This window comes from Olleya sp. HaHaR_3_96 (assembly GCF_019278545.1).
Lineage (GTDB): Bacteria > Bacteroidota > Bacteroidia > Flavobacteriales > Flavobacteriaceae > Olleya.
In genome coordinates this window covers 2,496,435-2,515,781 of sequence record NZ_CP058987.1, presented here as the reverse complement: position 1 = coordinate 2,515,781, position 19,347 = coordinate 2,496,435, and the positions used below count along the sequence as shown (strand labels likewise).

Below are 19,347 nucleotides of genomic sequence, written 5' to 3'. Positions count from 1 at the left end.
ATGCAATTAATTAAGTCACATAACGCTTATATTTTTGCAAAAAAGTCTTTGTCTGCTACGTTCTGGAATCAGAGATTGGACAAAATAGAATCTATCCATACGCTAGATACGATTGAGGAGGTTATTCTATTATTGACCAGTCAATACCATTTAAATTCAGAACAAACGGATAATATTAGAACGGTTTATAAAGAGGAAAGCATCGCGTTTTATCGCCTATTTGGTAATACACATGACAATTTTAAAATCGAAAAAATATATTTAAATCTTGAAAATACCAAAGGACAATTAATCTACTGGAAAGATTGGGATTTTATATTTCAAAAAGTGAAAGACACGTATCTCCTTTGGGTATATATTGGAGGACACGCAGATTTACAACGAGAAATAAAATTGAGCACATTTGACATCGCGGAGTTTAAACGTATTGGAGAAACACACATTGACTATTTAGTGGATACTCTTAAAACGACTAAAAGCTCAAGCGTATATGAACAGGCAAAAAAGGATAATAGAGTGTTGAGGTAGTAAGATGATACTAGGCAGATAGTCACGTAGTCCATTGTCTTTTTATTATATCTTATTCGCTTTAATCTGGTTTTCTTCTTTAAAATCTTAATACTATAATAGCGGTACTATTTTAGTATGCCTAATTAACTATTTAACAACAAAAATTAAAAAGTTGTCGTATAAAAAAAACCGCCAAAAGGCGGTTTTTAATATGTATAACATGGGTTAAAATAACCTAGTCAAAATCACAATCTTTACCTAAGCTTTCAAACTTAGCTAACTCTTCGATTAAACCGTTATTTACATTTCCGAAAACTTCGTAAGCAATTTTACCTAAAGGTAAATGTACTGGAGCGTCTTCTAATTGTGCTAATTTGTAAATAGCCTGTGCTGCTTTTTCAGGATTTCCTGGTTGGTTTCCGCTTAAAGCTTGTAAACCTCTTATACGTTCTCCTACAGTACTCTCGTAATCTTCAATCTCTGTATTATCGTAAGCTGCAGAACTACCCGCCCATTCTGTTCTAAATGGTCCTGGTTCTACATTAGTTACTTTAATGTTTAATGGTTTTAATTCGGCTGCTAAAGCTTCACCAATTCCTTCTAAAGCAAATTTAGAACCATTGTAGATTCCTAAACCTTGAGATCCAATACGACCTGCAATAGACGTAATATTTATAATATGTCCAGAACGTTGTTTACGCATTTCAGGTAATACCGCTCTGATAGTCGTCAATACACCAAACACGTTAACTTCAAATTGTCTTCTTACTTCTTCGTCAGAGATCTCTTCAACACTTCCCATAATACCGTAACCAGCATTATTTACAACGACATCGATTTTCCCGAATTTATCAAAAATAGTTTTAACACCATCAATAATCATTTGTGTAGAAGCAACATCTATAAGTACACCAAAAGAATTCCCTGGATTTTCATTGTTAAACGCCTCTACTTGGTCTTGTTTTCTAAAAGTACCAACCACGATTTGTCCTTGTGATAATACTTCTTTAGCTAACTGTTTACCTAATCCTGATGATACACCAGTAATAAACCATACTTTTTTGTCTTTACTCATTTTTGTAATATTGAAATTTTGTGAAAGTAATTGAAATGTTTTTTGCAAAATTACTAAAAATTTATCACGTCATAAGTCTTAAACTGCCTAATATTGACGTTAAATCTATGTAAAATGATCGTTTTAATTTATATTAGACCTTCAAAATTCTAAAACAGAACACCCTTTGCTTATTAGTACACTTGACAGTATCAAATTTTTCACCTAATTTCGTGTCACTTTACTACAAGTGTAATATCATAATAGCTTATTATTAGGCGATAATTACACTTAAAAAAAGCTAAAACACCTATAGACTAATCCATGGATAATAACAGTAACAGCCCATCAGACAAGCAGCAAGCATCGGACAACACTTCTGAAACCTCTGCAGCGTCGGAAAGCACACCCAATAAACCAACTAAACGCATTAGAAGACAAGCTACAGAAGCGCAGCTAAGCAATCCCTTTCATGGTGTAAAATTGGCACAAGTGTTAGAGCGCCTGGTAGATTATTATGGCTGGGCCTATCTTGGTGATCGTGTTAATATCCGTTGTTTTATATACAATCCAACCATGAAATCTAGTCTGGGCTTTTTAAGACGCACCACTTGGGCACGAGAGCATGTGGAAGACCTTTATCTAGACATGTTGGATGATAAAGAAGCGGATAAAAAAAAAGGGAATGACACTACTGACACAAAACACTCCTAACGGAAGGTAATAACTATAAAGTAATTTTCTAAAGTGATCTTGTTTTGTTTTGGTTAACACCTAACGTGACCAAATATTTAAGAGCCATTTTTTCAACGTATACCGCGAGTGATTAAAATAAAAAAAATAGTTAGCCTATTATTGCAGCTATAAGCAGTAGTCCTATTCTAAATTCAGTTTATATTTACTACATTAGACCTTGACATGTACTAAACCGAAACTACCCTCCTATTAGATGAACATTATAAAATCTCCAAAAGTGCTCTTATTAATACTAATAACCACTATGACCATGCACGCTACTGTTGCTCAAGATCAAAATATGACCAATACCATAGACGCCCTTAAAGCTTTAGGCAAAGCGACTTTAATCACAAAAGCAATTACTATTATTGACACTAACTACCCAGAATTACAAATAGAACCTCAAGATTATAAAATAACCGTTTGGTCCAACACTAAGGACGTTTTAGTTAATTTTCAAAGCCTGGTACAATTTTCACCTTTAGGTAATGACACCACTTTTGATTACAATCTTATTGTTAATATGCTAAATAACAACGTTAATAATTTTGACCTCTTTGGTACTGACCGCTTCTATGTCCCAACAACAGAAGAGCGCAAAACCATAAACAGAGTAAAACAATTGGTCGGCTTCCAACCTGACTTTATCAACGAAGTACAAGAAACCGAAAAGACCTATCGCCTATACATTAGCAACGACGTCTATTTTTACAGCTACGAGATAGACAAAATAACAGGAGACAAACTACCAAATACAGAGGTACAAGGCAACTGGGAGCCTGATCCTGACCAAGACAACGATAAACCAAATCCTGATCCATTACTAGAGATGGAATAAAAACTATCAATTACGCTGTAAAAAATGTAACGTTATCTACCCAATATGTTTTTAAACAAGGAGAATTATTTTAAAACATTGAATTGCTTTAAAATGAATTCAAAATACACCCTATTACTCTTATTAATTACTATTTGCAACCTTTTATCCTGCAACGATAAGACGCAAAAAGAAACTATAGTCATACAAACAAATAAGCCAGCTGAACACTTTTTAAGTGCAGTCAGTGATTACGATAGACTTCTTTATAAACTACATTACACCACAGACACTATAGTAGGACATGCCATTATGTACAATGATTTTTGGAATAAAATAGATTCTTTCATTATAAAAAAAACCAAGTCTAAAACCAAGGAGAAATTGTATTTGTATCCCTATAATCAGGAGCAAGTATTTGCTGAGTTAAATCAATCGGCATCAGGACCAATATTACACTACAACTCTGTATTGGACAATACGCCAAGCGTTTCTGAATTAGAAAAAATATCAGAAAAAAAATATAACTACCAATTAGAATTTATCTACAAAAACGACGCCGATTTTAAATTAAGATTCGGAACAGACAAAGGCACCATAGACACTATTATTAATCACCATTTATTTAACTTAAAACTCACAGATTGGAATACTGACGTGACAAGTAATCATGGAAGAGGTTTTGGAACCAATAATTTAACCATACAAATAACAGACACCATAACAAAACAGGTAATTCAAACCATTACAACCAATCGCGTACATACAAATAAAAATTTAGGCTTTTTTAGTGCCTCTTCAGACTTTAATTTTGATGGCCTTAATGATTTATCTATTTACACTGGTAATAATGCCTCTTATGGAAGTCCCGCACAAGACGTATACCTTTTTGATAAAGAAAAAAATAAATTTATTTTAAATCGAGCATTAGAAAAAGCAACACACGGGACAGGTTACGATATTGATTATAAAAGAAAAATGTATTTTTCTTATGATAAATCAGGATGTTGTTGGCATATCCAAGAAGCCTATGCGTACATAAACGACACATTAACCTTAATAAAAAGTACCAGTATTGAAGATTCTGGTTACAACGACTTGCTAAAAGTTGAAGAAAAAAGATTGATTAATGACTCTATAATCACAACAGTAACAGAATATCATGTAAAATCCAATGAAGAGATATCTCGAGTATACAAAAAAATACACAAAAGCTTTACATCCGACCTACCAACTATAAATTAATAGCCTTTACCTGTTGTGTGTTAACATGTTTACAAATTTTATAAAGACGATACTGTAATTAAAAAAGACGTCAAAAAAACAGTATCAAGACGTTATACATTATAAGTATTATAAAATTATGTATTACTCAAAAGGAAAAGTCAAAAGTCTATACTTCAAAATGAACTGATGAGTTTTTCCAACTTAAAACAAAAGCAAATCCCGATGTTACCAAAATAGTTAACCAGATAAAAAAAACGCTTTTTATAAACTCTTTACGTTTTACTATTTCCACCCTTTTAAAGTCTCTATTAGTCTTGTAAACCAATCGTTTATATCATTAATAGAGGCTGTTTTAGTTAAAATAAATGGTGATTACGGTTTTCCGTAAAATATAATAGTTTGACTGTTGTAACTTGGCTTTCGTAAAGAGAAAAACACGTAGTTCTACTTATAGTTTTTTTAATGAATAAAAAGTAACTTCGTTTTTTATATCTTAATAGATGTAAGCAAAACTAAACTAACCATATACGGGATATGAGTAATAAAAGTAATTATATAAATAGTTGTAGCCAATTAAAAAAAACCGAAACTCATTGAACAAAATATCTCAAATAACAAGACAAAATATATTTGACTTTATCCAAGTCGAAGGATTTTGGTATGCTGGAAGACTTGAAGAATCGAATTTTTTATCACGAATGTTTGATTTGGAAAATATGGTTTCTAAAGACGACCGTTTTCCGAATGCTGCTGGAGATATTTGGCAACATCGAGTAAATAATTATGATTGGGAAGATGATTGGATTTTTAATGATGACAGGTTTAATCTTTTAAATTGTGACGACTCAAAATTTCTGGATTTTCTTTGCGAAATGATTCATCCTTTAGTCAGAGCAGATAAGTCAGAAGTTAGCAAATTAGTTCAGATTTTTAACGACAATTTAACCGATGATAATTTCGAAATTGTTGAAAAGACAAGAATATCAAATAAACCAATTTTTGTCGGTAGAATTAAAATAAACGGAAAAGAATCTATCGAGAAAAAAGGAAATGAAATAAAAAAGATTTTAAACGCAGATTACGTTTCTCAACAAATTAATTTAATGGAATCTTCAATTGAGAATTCCCCACATATTTCAATTGGTTTAGCAAAAGAATTAATTGAAACTTCTTGCAAATCAATATTTGACGAAAGACAAGAGGAATATGACAAAAATTGGGACTTGCCGAAATTGATGAAAGAAACGACTAAATTATTGAAACTAACACCAGATGATATTCCGAATGAAGCAAAAGCTGCAAGTTCAATAAAGCAAATTTTAGGTAGTTTATCATCAGTCGTACAAGGAATTGGAGAAGTTCGAAATGAATATGGAAGCGGACACGGAAAAGACGGAAAATTTAAAGGTTTACAACCAAGACACGCAAAATTAGCAGTTGGAGCAGCTTCTACTTTGGCAATTTATCTATTAGAAACACACGAACTGAAAAAATAACTGGCTACAATCGAGTAGACGGCTCCGACTAAAATAGCCGGAGTGCGCCTCTCACACCACCGTACTTACGCAACTACGTTAGTCCTTTCGTATCTATTGCTATTAGCAATAGCACTCAGGAACGTATACGGCGGTTCGTAAATCATCACGCCAAAACTCTTTTCCCCTTGACACTATCTTCTAATTTAGGCATAGGCTACCACTATTGCTCCTATGCGAATTTTGAAGAGAATTACGTTCAGTCCTTCCTTACTTGTGAGACCTTCTGAGGTATTGCCTCAACTCGTGTCCTGTAAGTACTATGACCTCTGCTGACTTCTCCATATAATGAACTCGTAACTTTAGAGATCTCCCCAGGTAATGACATCTTCTTTCTCTCAATCACTGCCGTATCTACATAATTATCCTTTTGGTACTATTTGGGCGTTACAATGATGTGCTTGCTTACCCGAATAACTATGCCTCTGTATACGATTTCTGTTCGTCAGTACCGAGTTTTGTAGTGGTATTTGCTCATTAATCAATCACAAATAGCCTTCAGATAAAACCTCACGGTTTTCACCCTTGCGACTTACTAATGTTTCAAGACGTTACTCCTGCGCATAAGGGACTTGCACCCTCTAGATTAATTATTTACCTTTAGGTAAATTAAAAGATGCCCATGCTGGGCACACACACCGTGTATAATTAATTGCTTAGTCACTGCCGACTTACGAACATTCCTGCGGAATATTCTACCTGTGATTTATTTACTAAATTAGTTGATTAACCACGCAACTCCTATGTTTGTAAAGGAAGTTAATTCATATATAAATTTAGCAAAAATAAAGTGAAAAAAGTGAGAGTACGCACGCAACTAAATAACTCTAAAAGTATATTGTTGGTTAGAAATCACCTCACTTTTTTTATATCTTTTAGAGTTTGAACAGAATGTAAGGAATAATTATAAATAGTTATATCCAGAATATCCACTAGGAGAAAAAACGAGGAAAGATACTCACTTTATATGCTATTAAAAACCATGTAAAATGAAACAAATCTTAAAACAAGTCTTGGGTGTTGACGTAGCTCAAAAAGAATTAGTAGTAACTCTGGGAAAAATGTATAATGATTTCACGTTAGATCTTTATGCTTACAAAGTCTTTAAAAATAATAAAATAGGTTTTGCTGCCTTACTCAAATGGCTAGATCCAATTATAAATAAAGAGATAAAGCTACAGTTTGTAATGGAAGCAACAGGTGTTTATCATCAAAAATTCGCGTATTATTTAGATAAAAAAAAATGTAATTTAACTATCGTATTACCAAATAAGATTAGTAATTATATGAGAACTCTTAATGTAAGAACCATTACTGACAAAACAGCATCACAAGCCATTTGTCAATTTGGTTTAGAACGAAAATTAGAGTGTTGGACGAAACCAAAAAAAGTATACAAAGAGCTACAGCAACTTACCAGAGAGCGAAGCCAAATAGTAGATGAACGCGTAATTGTGAAGAACCAACTGCATGCAGAAAAAACTGAAGCAGAACCTAATAAAAGTAGTTTAAAGCGTTTAAAAACTAGAATTGAATTTCTTAACCAACAAGAAAAGGAGATTAAGATAGAAATTCAAAATATAGTAAATAAGGATACTCAATTAAAAAAAGAATTAAAAAATATTTGCACAATTCCTGGTGTAGGGATGCTAACAGCGGTAATTGTTATAGCAGAAACAAATGGATTTGAACTGATTAGAAATAAAAAACAAATCACCAGTTATGCAGGTTTAGATATAAAAGAAAAACAATCTGGAACATCTATAAGGTCTAAAACAAGGATATCAAAAAAAGGAAATCGTAATTTGAGAAAAGCGATGCATTTACCATCATTATCTGCAGTAAAATATAATAAAACCCATAAAGAATTATATTTGAGATTAACGGCTAAAAGTGGTGTGAAAATGAAAGGACTGATTGCTGTTCAAAGAAAATTATTAGAATTAATTTACGTCGTTTATAAAAATAAAGAAGGTTTTATTCAAAATTATGAGCAACAAAAAAGAGCAACTCTATTAGAAATAGAAACTGCCCTTTAGAAACTAGCTCGAAGCCGTTTTGAAAAATAAAAATATAAAAAAAATATGAATTTTTTGTTGTAAATTAACACAGAATCTAACCATACACAACAACGTAGCCACAATAAAACAAATCAACGATGAGAATTTATTTAATACTATTTGCTTTATTTTCTTTCTTTATCAGTTACTGTCAAGTAAATCCTAATCATCATAAAGTTAATGGATATTATCGAAGTGATGGAACATATGTAAAATCACATTACCGAACTAACCGAAATAATACTAATAGAGACAACTATTCAACCAAACCAAATACAAATCCTTGGACTGATGAAAAAGGTTATATTATTCCTGACACCAAAATAAATTACCCTTCTGGAACAAATGATACAACAGTAAACAATCGATTCAAGAAGCCTATTTCAACTTATTATCCTACAACAGGCAACTCGAAAACTATAATGGTTGCAAAACTAAGAATAAAGCCAAATCCGGTAGCTGAAATTGTTATCCGAATACCAGTAAACGCAAAAATTCAAATAATTAAAAAAGAAAATGGATATTGCAAAGTTAAATATGGAAATTGGATAGGGTATTTGAATGAAATGTATATTTCATCTAGTAAAAAACCTTCCTTCGATTATTCAAAAGAAAAGTCAATTTCAACCCATTATCCTACAACAGGAAACTCCAAAACTATTATGGTTGCAAAACTAAGAACAAAGCCAAATCCAGTAGCTGAAATTGTTGTCCGAATACCAGAGAATGCAAAAATTCAAATAATAACAAAAGAAAATGGATATTACAAAGTAAAATATGGAAATTGGATAGGATATTTGAATGAAATGTATATTTCACCCAATAAAAAATCTTTCATCGATTATTCAAAAGAAAAACCTATTTCAACTTATTATCCTAAAACAGGCAACTCGAAAACGATAATGGTTGCAAAACTAAGAACAAAGCCAAATCCGGTAGCTGAAATTGTTGTCCGAATACCAGAGAATGCAAAAATTCAAATAATAAGAAAAGAAAATGGATACTACAAAGTAAAATACGGAAATTGGACAGGATATTTGAATGAAATGTATATTTCATCCAATAAAAAACCTTCCTTCGATTATTCAAAAGAAAAGCCAATTTCAACCCATTATCCTGCAACAGGAAACTCCAAAACCATTATGGTTGCAAAACTAAGAACAAAGCCAAATCCAGTAGCTGAAATTATTGTCCGAATACCAGAAAATGTAAAAATTCAAATAATAAAAAAAGAAAATGGATATTACAAAGTAAAATATGGAAATTGGACAGGATATTTGAATGAAATGTATATTATTAAAAACTAATTACGTTGTCCAACACTGTTTAAAATTAATTGCCAGTTATAGTGTACTTACGAACATTCCTGCGGAATATTCTATCTGTGATTTATCCCACTCGCGCAATATCTATCCCATACTCTGAAACGCTTTTTTAAAGCGTACCTAATTTAGTTTAATAGTTGTAATCCCCTTTATATCTTTTAAGCTTACAAAAATGTCGTTGACATTAATTGTATTTAAACCAGCACCATTTTCGATTAAAGACTTAACAAAATCAAAGTTGTTTTGATATAATGGAACCTTAAGTTTATCGGATTTTTAAACTAACTTTGTTTGGTTTAGAATAGCATTTATTAATCAGCATTATAATCGCTACACATTGGCATTCATATAAGAAAACAATACATTGAATATTTTATTAAAGGCAATAACTACAAAAGAAATAAAATGAAAAAAAAGATTCTATTAATTTTTATCATTTCAATTGCATTATCATGTAATTCAAACAAAAACAAAGAAAAAGTAGAGCAATTAGAGCAACAATTAGAGATTCAAAAAAATAAAAAGGATTCCTTGCTGCAAATAAATAGATCTTTAACCATAGAGAAAAAAGAACTTGCTAAAAAAAAAGAAGATAAAGAGGAAAATTATGTCAAAGAGGAAAATATTCGTCACTTGCTAGAAGAGGATTCGTGGATTACAATAGATAATAAAAAATTACTCTCATTTGTCTTTGAAGACCTGAATTTAGAAAAAAGGGACTTAGAAACTGCAATAAGAACTAGTTGGATTTTTTATCCAGCGTATGGTGAATATCCATTTTGGTCTGAAGATTATTTTGCTAATCATATGATCTCTAAGATTAATAGAAGCACAGAATCCTTAGAAAAAATGCTTACTACAGAAATAAAAGCACTAGCCTATTCTATTTTTAAACAGAATAATCTCTATAAAAATTGTGGTGCTTATTCTATAGTCAAATCATTATTACTGTCCTATGAAGGGTTCAAAAATGAAAAAGAGCCTTTAGCTCAGATCTATCAAATAGCCTCTAAATCTCGTAAACAAGATGATGCTATAACACCAATAATTATGTCTATGGCAACTAAAGAAATCTTAGATGCTTTGAGCGATTTAAATTACACTACATATAAAAAGTACTCTTTTACAAGGCAAGAAACTAGGCTTGTTACTATCTATACCTTTTGGGCCAGAAGATATAATGAGGGTAATTTAGAATTTACATATTCCATATTAAAAGAATTACACCAGAACATGACTAATGAAGACGTTGTAATCAATTCTGATCAAATTACTGACGATTATAACCAGATACAATAAAAACAAAGGTAAATTATATAGATTTACTCGCTTGCGTGAGAGCTCTGCCCAACTTGCCATATATTTAACATTGCACTTAATACTGAATAAAAAAAGTATTCACTTACGCGATATCTACCACGCACACTAGCGCGCTTTTTTAAAGCGTATTTAATTTAATTTAATTTAATATTAGTAATACGTTTTATATCTTTTAAGCTTACAAAAGTGTCGTTGACATTAATTGTATTTAAACCGGCACCATTTTCGATTAAAGACTTAACAAAATCAAAGTCGTTTTGCCCTAATTGAAACTGGAGTTTGTCCCATTTTCAAACTAACTTCGTTTAACCTCGAATCTCATTTATTACATCGGAATTATATTGGCTTTACGTTAGCCACAATTACCAAAACTAAACCACAAACGCCCTAGAATTAAACAAAATAGAGAAGACACAACAGCATACGTTTAATACTATGCTCTAGAAGACTCAAAATTTTAAACTATTTTTTATCTGACTGATTTTCAACCCCTTAAAAGTAAACTCTTTTTTAAAGGAGAATACCCTTAAAATCTATCCGGCTTTATTATTATAAAAATAACATGTATTACTACTTATATTTAACAAAATATAAGTAGTATTGTTCCTGTTAATTATTTTCACAGTCAAAACAAGCTGAAAAGGACTTTAAAAGGGAGTAAGCAAAAATATCTTTAAATTAAGTAAAATGAAAAAAGTACTAATTACAATATGCTTAGGGGCTATATTTTTAACCTCTTGTGGTGGTGGAAATGATATGCAGTCTGATGCTAAAAAAATGGCTGATCTTACTTGCAAAATGACAAAAGCAATGGCTGCGGACCCTACAAAAGCAAGTGATTTTACGAAGGAAATAACAGAATTTTCTGTAGAAACAACAAAAAAATACAACACTGCTGAAGATATGAAAGCTTTTGCTGAAGCTTTGGCAAAAGAAATGGAGAACTGTAAATAATTTAAAACATCTAAAGTTTTAGATAATTTATTCTTCAAATAACAAGCTCTTATGATTAAAGTCTTAAGAGCTTGTTCCATTTAAATAAAACAATTAGTTTATTTACAAAGTCTAACGCCCGAAACATCTATCACGTACTCTAGCGCAGTTTTAAAAAACGTGTCTAATTAAGTTTAGTACTTATACCCCCTTTAGATCTTTATAGCTTACGCTGTTTCAGTGACATTAATTGTATTTAAATCGGCACCATTTTCATTTAAAGACTTAACAAAGACAAAGTCGTTTTGATTTAATGCAACCTTAAGTTTATCCAATTTTTAAACTAGCTTCGTAAACTTAGAATACCATTTATTACATCGGAATTATATTCGCTATACGTAAGTAAATAGTTAAACAAGCAAAAATCTTACTTTAAGTCAAACCATATAAAAACCCAGAACCAATCTATTTAGTTCTGGGTTAATTATTTTAAAATCTTAAATTTCAAATTTGAAAATACAATTTGAATTAAATACAAATAAAAGTTTGACATTGCGGCCAAAGCCCGCCTGGTTGAATATTGTCAGCACCTGCATTTTCTGCACATGCACGACTATTAAAATGAGCTGTAATACCAAAAAGGTCACCAACCCACGTTTTAATTAAGTCATCACAGGAATCGTACGCACTAATTTGGGTAGTACTTATTTGTGTTACTTCGGGTGCCTTGAAACTTGAAAACAAACAAATTGAAAAAGCTAGAGTTAAAATTTTTACTGATTTTTTCATAATACGATATATTTATTTAGTTGACTAAATTTACTAAAATATTTAAACAAAACAAATCTATTATACTGAAAATTAAGACATTAAACACGAATTCAATCCAATAATGTCAGATAAAAAATTAAGTAACAAAAGACGATACACAAACAATTAAAAAAAGACTGACCATACGTTGCCTAGAATTAGACAAAAAATAGATAAATTAACACTTATAGTTTTTTACACTTTTATCAAGTTGCAACTCAGTGAAAACTATTCCAAATAAAAACCTTACTATGAATTTTACAAATGTATCGGATGTAATCAGTTTTGAAGAATTTGAACAAATCAAAGCGTTTATACTTAAAAATGGTGACAAAATGATTTTTCGAAATTTTGACAATAATAACCCGCATTACAAATACGTGAATTGTGACGTATTTTTAGGAGCCGATATTGGGCAACGTAATATAAATAATGATCCTGATATCTCAGATTTTAATCAACTTACAATAAAAAACAGGAAAGCTAACATTAAACAATATGAGCTAATTATTGTTAGAAAAGGTGACTTAAACGCTGAAAAACAATGGATAAAAAAGGGCATGGAAGAAGAACAAATTTATCTAGTAGACGATTATGACAAAGGTTTAGAACTCCTAAAAAACAATTTGCCCAACGACTTAAAACAAATTAAAGATGAAACCAAAAACTATTAAAGCGCCCTTTAAATGGGCATCTTTTTAAATTAAACACTTTGCAAAAGTAGGGTCGTTTTTATTTAATTGTTACTTGACGTTTTCATGATTATAAATCTTTAATCTTAACTATTCTATCTGGTTCTACAAAAAAAACATTAGTATTGATTCACTATTAAAAAACACTAACATCTATGAAAAAACTAGCCTTTCTACTTATTACATTTTCACTAGTGTCTTGCATCGAAAATTATGAAGTGACTACCACTTATTTAGATGGTAAAATCTTTGAAAAAAAAGGCTTTGCAGAAGACCAAATATCTCCTGAGGAGGCTAAAGCAAATCCAGAATTTGCCAAACAAACACTAACAACCCTTGCTACTATTACTTTTGTAGACCAAACAACTATTACGGCTTCTTACTGGCACTATTCTCAAGAAACAATCGCGACTAGTGGCACATACGTCATAAAAGACAATAAAATACGCGTGCGTTTTGATGATATAAATTCTATATTTGGTAGAAATTTCGAGTTAAAAGATGCCGAACACCTTACATCAGACGGTCAGCTTAATGCCTACGAACTAAAAAAGTAAAAGCTATACGTACTTACATAAATGAAACTTGAGTTTGTTACGTTTTTCAAGTAACTTTTTTTTTAAATTCGAAAATCACTTTTAAAACTAGAATTAACAAGTTAATGAAAAATAAAAAACCAAAAAAAATTAATAAAACTGAAAAATTAAAAAAATTATCAAGATCTAAAAAAGCCAAAAGAATTATTTTAGAACAAGGTTATAGCGGAATTTTAAACAACCAAAAATGGCATAATATCTTCCAAATAATTGAGAATAAAAACATAATATTTAAGATAAAACTATTGATAAATTCTAATGCTAATTACTGTGATTTTATTAGAGAGCTATCTGAGAGTTCAATCTTAATTAACGACTATGGCAAGTTCATAGAGTTTCGAGAGATAGACTACATAGAAATGAACAAACATGACGACATATTAGCTTTTTTAAACAATAAAAAAACTGAATACTTCATGGATGAAAATATTATTAAGATATTAGGGTACAAAAAATAATTAACCTCTTCCGCGACATATTCCCATACTTAAACTAGGACACTTTTGCAAAGCATACCTATTGTTTTAATTATAACTTTAATGTGTTACAAAGGCTATTTTAAATTAGACACACTTTACAAAAGTGCACCAGAGTACTTTATACATTTCGCGCGAGTGGCATCTAAATAAACTACATGGAAAAATTGAATATATTAGAAAAAACACTTAACCTAACTTTTCCATCAACTTATAGAAATTTTTATATAGAGTGTCAAAAATCTATTCCAAAAGGACTGATCGGGACTGACCTATATCACGATAAAAGCAAATTAAAAGAATGGGCTTTAGAATTATTAAAAGAAGATAATGCCGAAAACTTTCTGACTGAAAATGATTTTGTTTTTATGATGCATCAAGGATATATGTTTTGGTATTTTAGTGCCGACGGAAGCGAAAACCCGAATGTTTATTTTTATAGAGAAATGAGTTTAAAACCAGATAAAATAACTGATTTAAAAACGTTTCTGAGTGAATATCAAAATGCTGAATAGAAAAATAAAAAAAACTAGAACTTATAAATTAAAGCCTTTGCTAAAGATCAAAAACTTGATAAACTAAAAGAATTGTTTGAAATAATATATACCACTCGCACGCCATATGTCCATAATTATTACCCCACCTTAAATATACTTTTGCAAAGCGTACCAATTGTTTTAATTATGACTTTAATGCATTACAAATGCTAATTTAAATTAGACACACTTTATAAAATCGCGCCAGATTTACCTGTTACATTTCTCGCGAGTAGGAATCTAAATTAATGGTATTTGCATTTAAATCGGCATCATTTTCGATTAAACAGTCAGCAAAAGCAAAGTCGTTTTACTTTAATTGAACCTTCAGTTTGTCTAATTTTTAAACTAACTTCGTTTAACTACGAATCTCATTTATTACATCGGAATTATATTCGGTATACGTTAGATGTAATTTTATAAAATTTTGAACAAATGAGTATTATTCAGGAATTGACAGAAAAATATGGTTACCAACAAAAAAGCGGAATTATAGATTTTGAAGGAACAAAAATCAGTATTAACTTGAATGAAGTTGGCGGAGCAATGTATACAACGGAACCATTTAGAATTACACTTCACTTAGACAAAAGCTATGGAATTAAATTTAATGTTTTTCCTAAAAATTTATGGAATAAATTCTTAGACTTTATAATTCCAAATCGATCAATATTTATTCCTATAGCTGTTAGAAATGAATTTTCATTTGCGGGAAATAAAGACTTAATAAAAAAACTCATTTCAGACAAAATGTTCTTAGAAAACATAAAGAATGAGAAAATATTTATTAGAACTCTTAATAAACCTACAAACAGAATTATTTTAACTCCAGCACATGGCATTAATGATGTTAATCATTTTGAAAAATTTGTTACAATTCTTAAGCAAATTGAAAATAAAATAAAAAATAAAACCTAATACTAAAAAACACTTAATAATCTATATATCAAAAACTTGTAAGGCTAAAAAAAATATTTTTCTTAGCCTTACTAATTTAGTTACCAACCAATACAATTAACCGCACAAAACAATTTAAATTAACAGAAAGTAAACTACCCCAAAAGCCCAGTAATTTCAGTAAACCCTTTCGCTTCAGCATAATCAAAAGCCGTCTTACCATCATTATCTTTAATGGTTGTTTCGGCGTTATGTTTTAAAAGCAGTTTTACTATGTCGACTTTATTATATTGTGTTGCAAACGTCAAGGCAGTAGTTCCGTTAGCATTGATTGCATTTAAATCGGCACCATTGTCTATTAAATATTCAGCAAAAGCCACATTTCCTTTAAAACTCACACCAATCAAAGCCGTGTTTCCTGACGCATCTTTAACGTTAATGGGGGCGTTATGTTCTACTAAAATTTTGGTAGCTGCTTCATTATCAAAATAAGTCGCTAAAATTAATGGCGTAAACCCGCGATGATCTTTAGCTTCTGCTAATTTAGGATTAGCACTCAACAACGTTTTTAAAGTCGTATTATCTTTGTTTTTTATACTTTCAAAAAGGGTATTTATAGTTTCCATTCTGGTTTTTTTTTATAAAAAAAAGGAATGCGTTGTGACACCCATTCCTTTTATAATTACTGTATTATTTCTTATTTAATATCAAAACGATTAGCGTTCATCACTTTAGTCCAAGCAGCTACAAAGTCCGTTACAAATCTGTCTTTACTATCGTCTTGGGCATACATTTCCGCGTAAGCGCGCAAAATAGAGTTGGAACCAAAGACTAAATCCACACGAGTTGCGGTAAACTTAACGTCTCCTGTTTTACGGTTTTTAATTTGGTAAATTCCATTATCAATAGATTTCCATTCGTAAATCATATCGGTAAGGTTTACAAAAAAGTCGTTAGTTAAAGCGCCTTCGTTGTCTGTCAACACACCGTGTTTAGTTCCGCCATAATTAGTACCCATCACACGCATACCTCCTACTAAAACAGTCATTTCTGCAGCTGTCAAGCCCAATAATTGCGTTTTATCCAATAGCATTTCTTCAGGACTCACAACATACTCTTTTTTCTGCCAGTTTCTATAACCATCCGCAAGTGGTTCTAACGACTCAAAAGATTCGATATCTGTCATCTCTTGCGTTGCATCACCTCTACCAGGTGTAAACGGCACATTAACAGTCTGTCCTGCATTTTTAATTGCTTTTTCTATACCAACATTACCTGCTAACACAATAGTATCTGCCAGACTAATACCAAACTGAGTCGCAATAGGTTCTAAAACCGACAGTACTTTTTGTAATTGTTCTGGTTCGTTACCTTGCCAATCTTTTTGAGGCTGTAAACGTATACGCGCCCCATTAGTACCACCTCTAAAATCCGATCCTCTATAGGTTCTTGCACTATCCCAAGCTGTAGCAACTAATTCTGATATAGTTAACGCTGTACTTGCAATTTCAGCTTTTACAGCATCGACATTATAATTGTTAGTTCCTTTTGGAATTGGGTCTTGCCAAATTAAATCCTCTTGTGGCACATCTGGTCCAAACCAACGGTCTTTTGGTCCCATATCACGATGCGTTAATTTAAACCAAGCACGAGCAAACGTGTCTGAAAAGGCATCAAAATCGTCTTTAAAACGCAATGAAATCTCTTTGTAGATAGGATCCATTTTCATAGCCATATCGGCATCCGTCATCATTGGATTATGTTTAGTTGTTAAATCCTCAACATCAACCGGCATGTCTTCTTCTTTAATACTTACGGGCTCCCACTGTAAAGCACCTGCTGGACTTTTACGTAATTCCCAGTCATGGTTAAATAACATTTCGAAAAATCCGTTATCCCATTTAGTTGGGTGTGTTGTCCAAGCACCTTCTAAACCACTGGTAACCGTATAACGCCCTTTACCTGATTTAGTTGGATTAGACCAACCTAAACCTTGTTCTACCACATCGGCACTTTCTGGATCAGCACCTAAAATACTAGCATCTCCGTTTCCATGTGTTTTTCCAACGGTATGTCCACCTGCAGTTAAAGCAACGGTTTCTTCATCATTCATAGCCATACGCTTAAATGTTTCTCTCACCTGAAGCGCTGTTTTTAAAGGATCTGGTTTTCCATTTACACCTTCTGGATTAACATAAATTAATCCCATTTGTACGGCTGCTAAAGGATTTTCCATTGTTTCAGGATTTTCAACATTACCATAACGGGAATCACTTGGTGCTAACCATTCTTTTTCTGCACCCCAATACACATCCGTTTCTGGATGCCAAATATCTTGACGACCAAATGCAAAACCATACGTTTTTAATCCCATACTTTCATAAGCAATGGTACCTGCCAAAATAATAAGGTCTGCCCAACTTACTTTATTTCCGTATTTTTTCTTGATAGGCCAAAGTAAACGTCTAGCTTTATCTAAACTTACATTATCTGGCCAAGAGTTTAACGGTGCAAAACGTTGGTTACCGGTTCCACCACCACCACGTCCATCTGCTAAACGGTAAGTACCGGCAGCATGCCATGCCATTCTAATCATTAGTCCGCCGTAATGTCCCCAATCTGCTGGCCACCAATCTTGACTATCTGTCATAAATGCATTAAGATCTTTTTTAAGCGCCTCTACATCTAACTTTTTTAATTCTTCATGATAATCAAAATCAGCACCTAATGGATTTGTTTTTGTATCCTGCTGATGTAAAATATCAAGATTTAGCGTGTTTGGCCACCAATCTGTGACTGATTTTTCGGTTGTGGTGATTGCGCCTTGCATAAAAGGGCACTGGCTTGCGTCTCCGTTATTAGTATGATCCATATGATATATTTGTTTACAATTTAATTTTTGATAAAAGTAATCTATTACTTAATCGTTAAACGATAAATAAAATTGATTGTATTTATTTTAGCATAACATTTACTTATACTACATCTTTTTAATAGGTCTTTAAATTTAACAAAACCTAACTAAGCAAACAAAAAAAAAGCTACTTCTATTACAAAGTAGCCTTAAATTAAGCTTGATAAATCTCTAGTAAACTACGCTTTAGGTAACACTACCGTATCAATAACATGGATCACTCCATTAGATTGATTAACATCTGCGATTGTTACTTTTGCTGAGTTTCCGTTTTGATCGGTGATATAAACCTCCTTATCTTTTACCCAAGCAGTAAGCATACCACCACTTACAGTCGTCAGTTCTGCTTTTCCGTCTCCTTTTTTAATTAACTTTAAAAGCGTTTTAGCATTTAATGTCCCTGCTACCACGTGGTTTTTTAATACCGTTTGTAATGTCGTTAAGTTTTCAGGTTGTAATAAAGTCTCCACCGTACCTTCTGGTAATTTTGCAAAAGCAGCGTTTGTTGGTGCAAATACTGTAAATGGCCCGTCACTAGATAACGTCTCTACTAATCCTGCGGCTTTTACTGCCGCTACTAATGTGGTATGCTCTTTAGAGTTTACAGCATTGGCCACAATGGTTTTACTTGGATACATCTCTGCACCACCAACCATAACTGTTTTTTCGGTTTTCATCTTCTCTTTTTTCATGTTGTCTTGAGAAAAACCGTTAATTGTTGAAAATAATGCCACTGTAAATACTGTTGATTTAATTAATTTAGAAATGTTCATAATTTTAGTGTTTTATTAAATTAGTTATTTATTTGTTACAGTCCTATAAACGAAAACACAAACGACTCGGTTTTTAAAAAATAATCGTTTAACACTTTATTAACGAAACCATAGTAGCAACACATTGATTTTCA

General features: G+C 31.7%; 19 protein-coding genes. 14 read left to right on the top strand and 5 right to left on the bottom strand.

What is annotated here, in order from left to right; genetic code table 11:
• Positions 1 to 528, top strand: a complete 528-nt coding sequence (locus tag H0I26_RS11085; RefSeq protein WP_218698641.1) for a hypothetical protein — start codon at positions 1 to 3, stop codon at positions 526 to 528.
• Positions 529 to 745: 217 nt separating this feature from the next.
• Here the strand turns inward: H0I26_RS11085 and H0I26_RS11080 are convergent, their stop codons facing one another.
• Positions 746 to 1,585 carry an oxidoreductase gene (locus tag H0I26_RS11080; protein WP_218698639.1) on the bottom strand — a complete coding sequence of 280 codons (840 nt, stop codon included), beginning with the start codon at positions 1,583 to 1,585 and terminating at the stop codon, positions 746 to 748.
• A 303-nt stretch (positions 1,586 to 1,888) separates the two neighbouring features.
• Here H0I26_RS11080 and H0I26_RS11075 point away from each other — a divergent pair, with 303 nt between their 5' ends.
• The 8 genes from H0I26_RS11075 (at position 1,889) to H0I26_RS11040 (ending at position 11,540) form a co-directional block, all read left to right on the top strand.
• Positions 1,889 to 2,278, top strand: coding sequence for a VF530 family DNA-binding protein (locus tag H0I26_RS11075; protein ID WP_218698637.1), 390 nt, complete (start codon positions 1,889 to 1,891; stop codon positions 2,276 to 2,278).
• Between the two features lie 235 nt (positions 2,279 to 2,513).
• Positions 2,514 to 3,140, top strand: coding sequence for a hypothetical protein (locus H0I26_RS11070; protein ID WP_218698626.1), 627 nt, complete (start codon positions 2,514 to 2,516; stop codon positions 3,138 to 3,140).
• Positions 3,141 to 3,233: 93 nt separating this feature from the next.
• Entirely contained in the window at positions 3,234 to 4,364 is a 1,131-nt protein-coding gene (locus tag H0I26_RS11065; RefSeq protein ID WP_218698624.1) for an XAC2610-related protein, read from the top strand.
• 575 nt (positions 4,365 to 4,939) lie between these two features.
• On the top strand, positions 4,940 to 5,842 hold the full coding sequence (locus tag H0I26_RS11060; RefSeq protein ID WP_218698622.1) for an abortive infection family protein: 903 nt from the start codon (positions 4,940 to 4,942) through the stop codon (positions 5,840 to 5,842).
• 1,028 nt (positions 5,843 to 6,870) lie between these two features.
• Positions 6,871 to 7,920, top strand: coding sequence for an IS110 family transposase (locus tag H0I26_RS11055; protein WP_218698620.1), 1,050 nt, complete (start codon positions 6,871 to 6,873; stop codon positions 7,918 to 7,920).
• Positions 7,921 to 8,039: 119 nt separating this feature from the next.
• A complete protein-coding gene (locus H0I26_RS11050) occupies positions 8,040 to 9,248 on the top strand; it encodes an SH3 domain-containing protein (RefSeq protein WP_218698618.1) in 1,209 nt (402 codons plus the stop codon).
• A gap of 423 nt (positions 9,249 to 9,671) precedes the next feature.
• The gene (locus H0I26_RS11045) at positions 9,672 to 10,565 is read left to right on the top strand and encodes a hypothetical protein (protein ID WP_218698616.1); all 894 of its coding nucleotides are present in this window, start codon (positions 9,672 to 9,674) and stop codon (positions 10,563 to 10,565) included.
• A 708-nt stretch (positions 10,566 to 11,273) separates the two neighbouring features.
• Complete coding sequence (locus H0I26_RS11040; RefSeq protein ID WP_218698604.1) at positions 11,274 to 11,540, top strand: hypothetical protein; 267 nt, start codon at positions 11,274 to 11,276, stop codon at positions 11,538 to 11,540.
• Between the two features lie 507 nt (positions 11,541 to 12,047).
• On the opposite strand, the gene H0I26_RS11035 is transcribed toward H0I26_RS11040, so the two are convergent.
• Entirely contained in the window at positions 12,048 to 12,308 is a 261-nt protein-coding gene (locus H0I26_RS11035; RefSeq protein ID WP_218698603.1) for a hypothetical protein, read from the bottom strand.
• Between the two features lie 272 nt (positions 12,309 to 12,580).
• Here H0I26_RS11035 and H0I26_RS11030 point away from each other — a divergent pair, with 272 nt between their 5' ends.
• From H0I26_RS11030 to H0I26_RS11010, 5 genes are all read left to right on the top strand, one after another.
• Positions 12,581 to 13,003 carry a hypothetical protein gene (locus tag H0I26_RS11030; RefSeq protein ID WP_218698601.1) on the top strand — a complete coding sequence of 141 codons (423 nt, stop codon included), beginning with the start codon at positions 12,581 to 12,583 and terminating at the stop codon, positions 13,001 to 13,003.
• A 173-nt stretch (positions 13,004 to 13,176) separates the two neighbouring features.
• On the top strand, positions 13,177 to 13,578 hold the full coding sequence (locus H0I26_RS11025; RefSeq protein WP_218698599.1) for a hypothetical protein: 402 nt from the start codon (positions 13,177 to 13,179) through the stop codon (positions 13,576 to 13,578).
• 104 nt (positions 13,579 to 13,682) lie between these two features.
• A complete protein-coding gene (locus H0I26_RS11020) occupies positions 13,683 to 14,075 on the top strand; it encodes a hypothetical protein (RefSeq protein ID WP_218698588.1) in 393 nt (130 codons plus the stop codon).
• A 176-nt stretch (positions 14,076 to 14,251) separates the two neighbouring features.
• Positions 14,252 to 14,608, top strand: a complete 357-nt coding sequence (locus tag H0I26_RS11015; protein ID WP_218698586.1) for an SMI1/KNR4 family protein — start codon at positions 14,252 to 14,254, stop codon at positions 14,606 to 14,608.
• A gap of 456 nt (positions 14,609 to 15,064) precedes the next feature.
• Entirely contained in the window at positions 15,065 to 15,547 is a 483-nt protein-coding gene (locus H0I26_RS11010) for a hypothetical protein (protein WP_218698584.1), read from the top strand.
• Between the two features lie 134 nt (positions 15,548 to 15,681).
• On the opposite strand, the gene H0I26_RS11005 is transcribed toward H0I26_RS11010, so the two are convergent.
• The 3 genes from H0I26_RS11005 to H0I26_RS10995 form a co-directional block, all read right to left on the bottom strand.
• The gene (locus H0I26_RS11005; RefSeq protein ID WP_218698582.1) at positions 15,682 to 16,152 is read right to left on the bottom strand and encodes an ankyrin repeat domain-containing protein; all 471 of its coding nucleotides are present in this window, start codon (positions 16,150 to 16,152) and stop codon (positions 15,682 to 15,684) included.
• A 71-nt stretch (positions 16,153 to 16,223) separates the two neighbouring features.
• Positions 16,224 to 18,398, bottom strand: coding sequence for a catalase/peroxidase HPI (gene katG, locus H0I26_RS11000; RefSeq protein WP_218698580.1), 2,175 nt, complete (start codon positions 18,396 to 18,398; stop codon positions 16,224 to 16,226).
• Positions 18,399 to 18,619: 221 nt separating this feature from the next.
• Entirely contained in the window at positions 18,620 to 19,213 is a 594-nt protein-coding gene (locus H0I26_RS10995; protein ID WP_218698577.1) for a fasciclin domain-containing protein, read from the bottom strand.
• Between the last annotated feature and the right edge of the window lie 134 nt (positions 19,214 to 19,347).

Coding starts and splice junctions, on each gene's coding strand:
- H0I26_RS11085 (WP_218698641.1), top strand. CDS start 1: ATGCAATTAATTAAGTCACATAACGCTTATATTTTTGCAAAAAAGTCT.
- H0I26_RS11080 (WP_218698639.1), bottom strand. CDS start 1,585: ATGAGTAAAGACAAAAAAGTATGGTTTATTACTGGTGTATCATCAGGA.
- H0I26_RS11075 (WP_218698637.1), top strand. CDS start 1,889: ATGGATAATAACAGTAACAGCCCATCAGACAAGCAGCAAGCATCGGAC.
- H0I26_RS11070 (WP_218698626.1), top strand. CDS start 2,514: ATGAACATTATAAAATCTCCAAAAGTGCTCTTATTAATACTAATAACC.
- H0I26_RS11065 (WP_218698624.1), top strand. CDS start 3,234: ATGAATTCAAAATACACCCTATTACTCTTATTAATTACTATTTGCAAC.
- H0I26_RS11055 (WP_218698620.1), top strand. CDS start 6,871: ATGAAACAAATCTTAAAACAAGTCTTGGGTGTTGACGTAGCTCAAAAA.
- H0I26_RS11050 (WP_218698618.1), top strand. CDS start 8,040: ATGAGAATTTATTTAATACTATTTGCTTTATTTTCTTTCTTTATCAGT.
- H0I26_RS11045 (WP_218698616.1), top strand. CDS start 9,672: ATGAAAAAAAAGATTCTATTAATTTTTATCATTTCAATTGCATTATCA.
- H0I26_RS11040 (WP_218698604.1), top strand. CDS start 11,274: ATGAAAAAAGTACTAATTACAATATGCTTAGGGGCTATATTTTTAACC.
- H0I26_RS11035 (WP_218698603.1), bottom strand. CDS start 12,308: ATGAAAAAATCAGTAAAAATTTTAACTCTAGCTTTTTCAATTTGTTTG.
- H0I26_RS11030 (WP_218698601.1), top strand. CDS start 12,581: ATGAATTTTACAAATGTATCGGATGTAATCAGTTTTGAAGAATTTGAA.
- H0I26_RS11025 (WP_218698599.1), top strand. CDS start 13,177: ATGAAAAAACTAGCCTTTCTACTTATTACATTTTCACTAGTGTCTTGC.
- H0I26_RS11020 (WP_218698588.1), top strand. CDS start 13,683: ATGAAAAATAAAAAACCAAAAAAAATTAATAAAACTGAAAAATTAAAA.
- H0I26_RS11015 (WP_218698586.1), top strand. CDS start 14,252: ATGGAAAAATTGAATATATTAGAAAAAACACTTAACCTAACTTTTCCA.
- H0I26_RS11010 (WP_218698584.1), top strand. CDS start 15,065: ATGAGTATTATTCAGGAATTGACAGAAAAATATGGTTACCAACAAAAA.
- H0I26_RS11005 (WP_218698582.1), bottom strand. CDS start 16,152: ATGGAAACTATAAATACCCTTTTTGAAAGTATAAAAAACAAAGATAAT.
- katG (WP_218698580.1), bottom strand. CDS start 18,398: ATGGATCATACTAATAACGGAGACGCAAGCCAGTGCCCTTTTATGCAA.
- H0I26_RS10995 (WP_218698577.1), bottom strand. CDS start 19,213: ATGAACATTTCTAAATTAATTAAATCAACAGTATTTACAGTGGCATTA.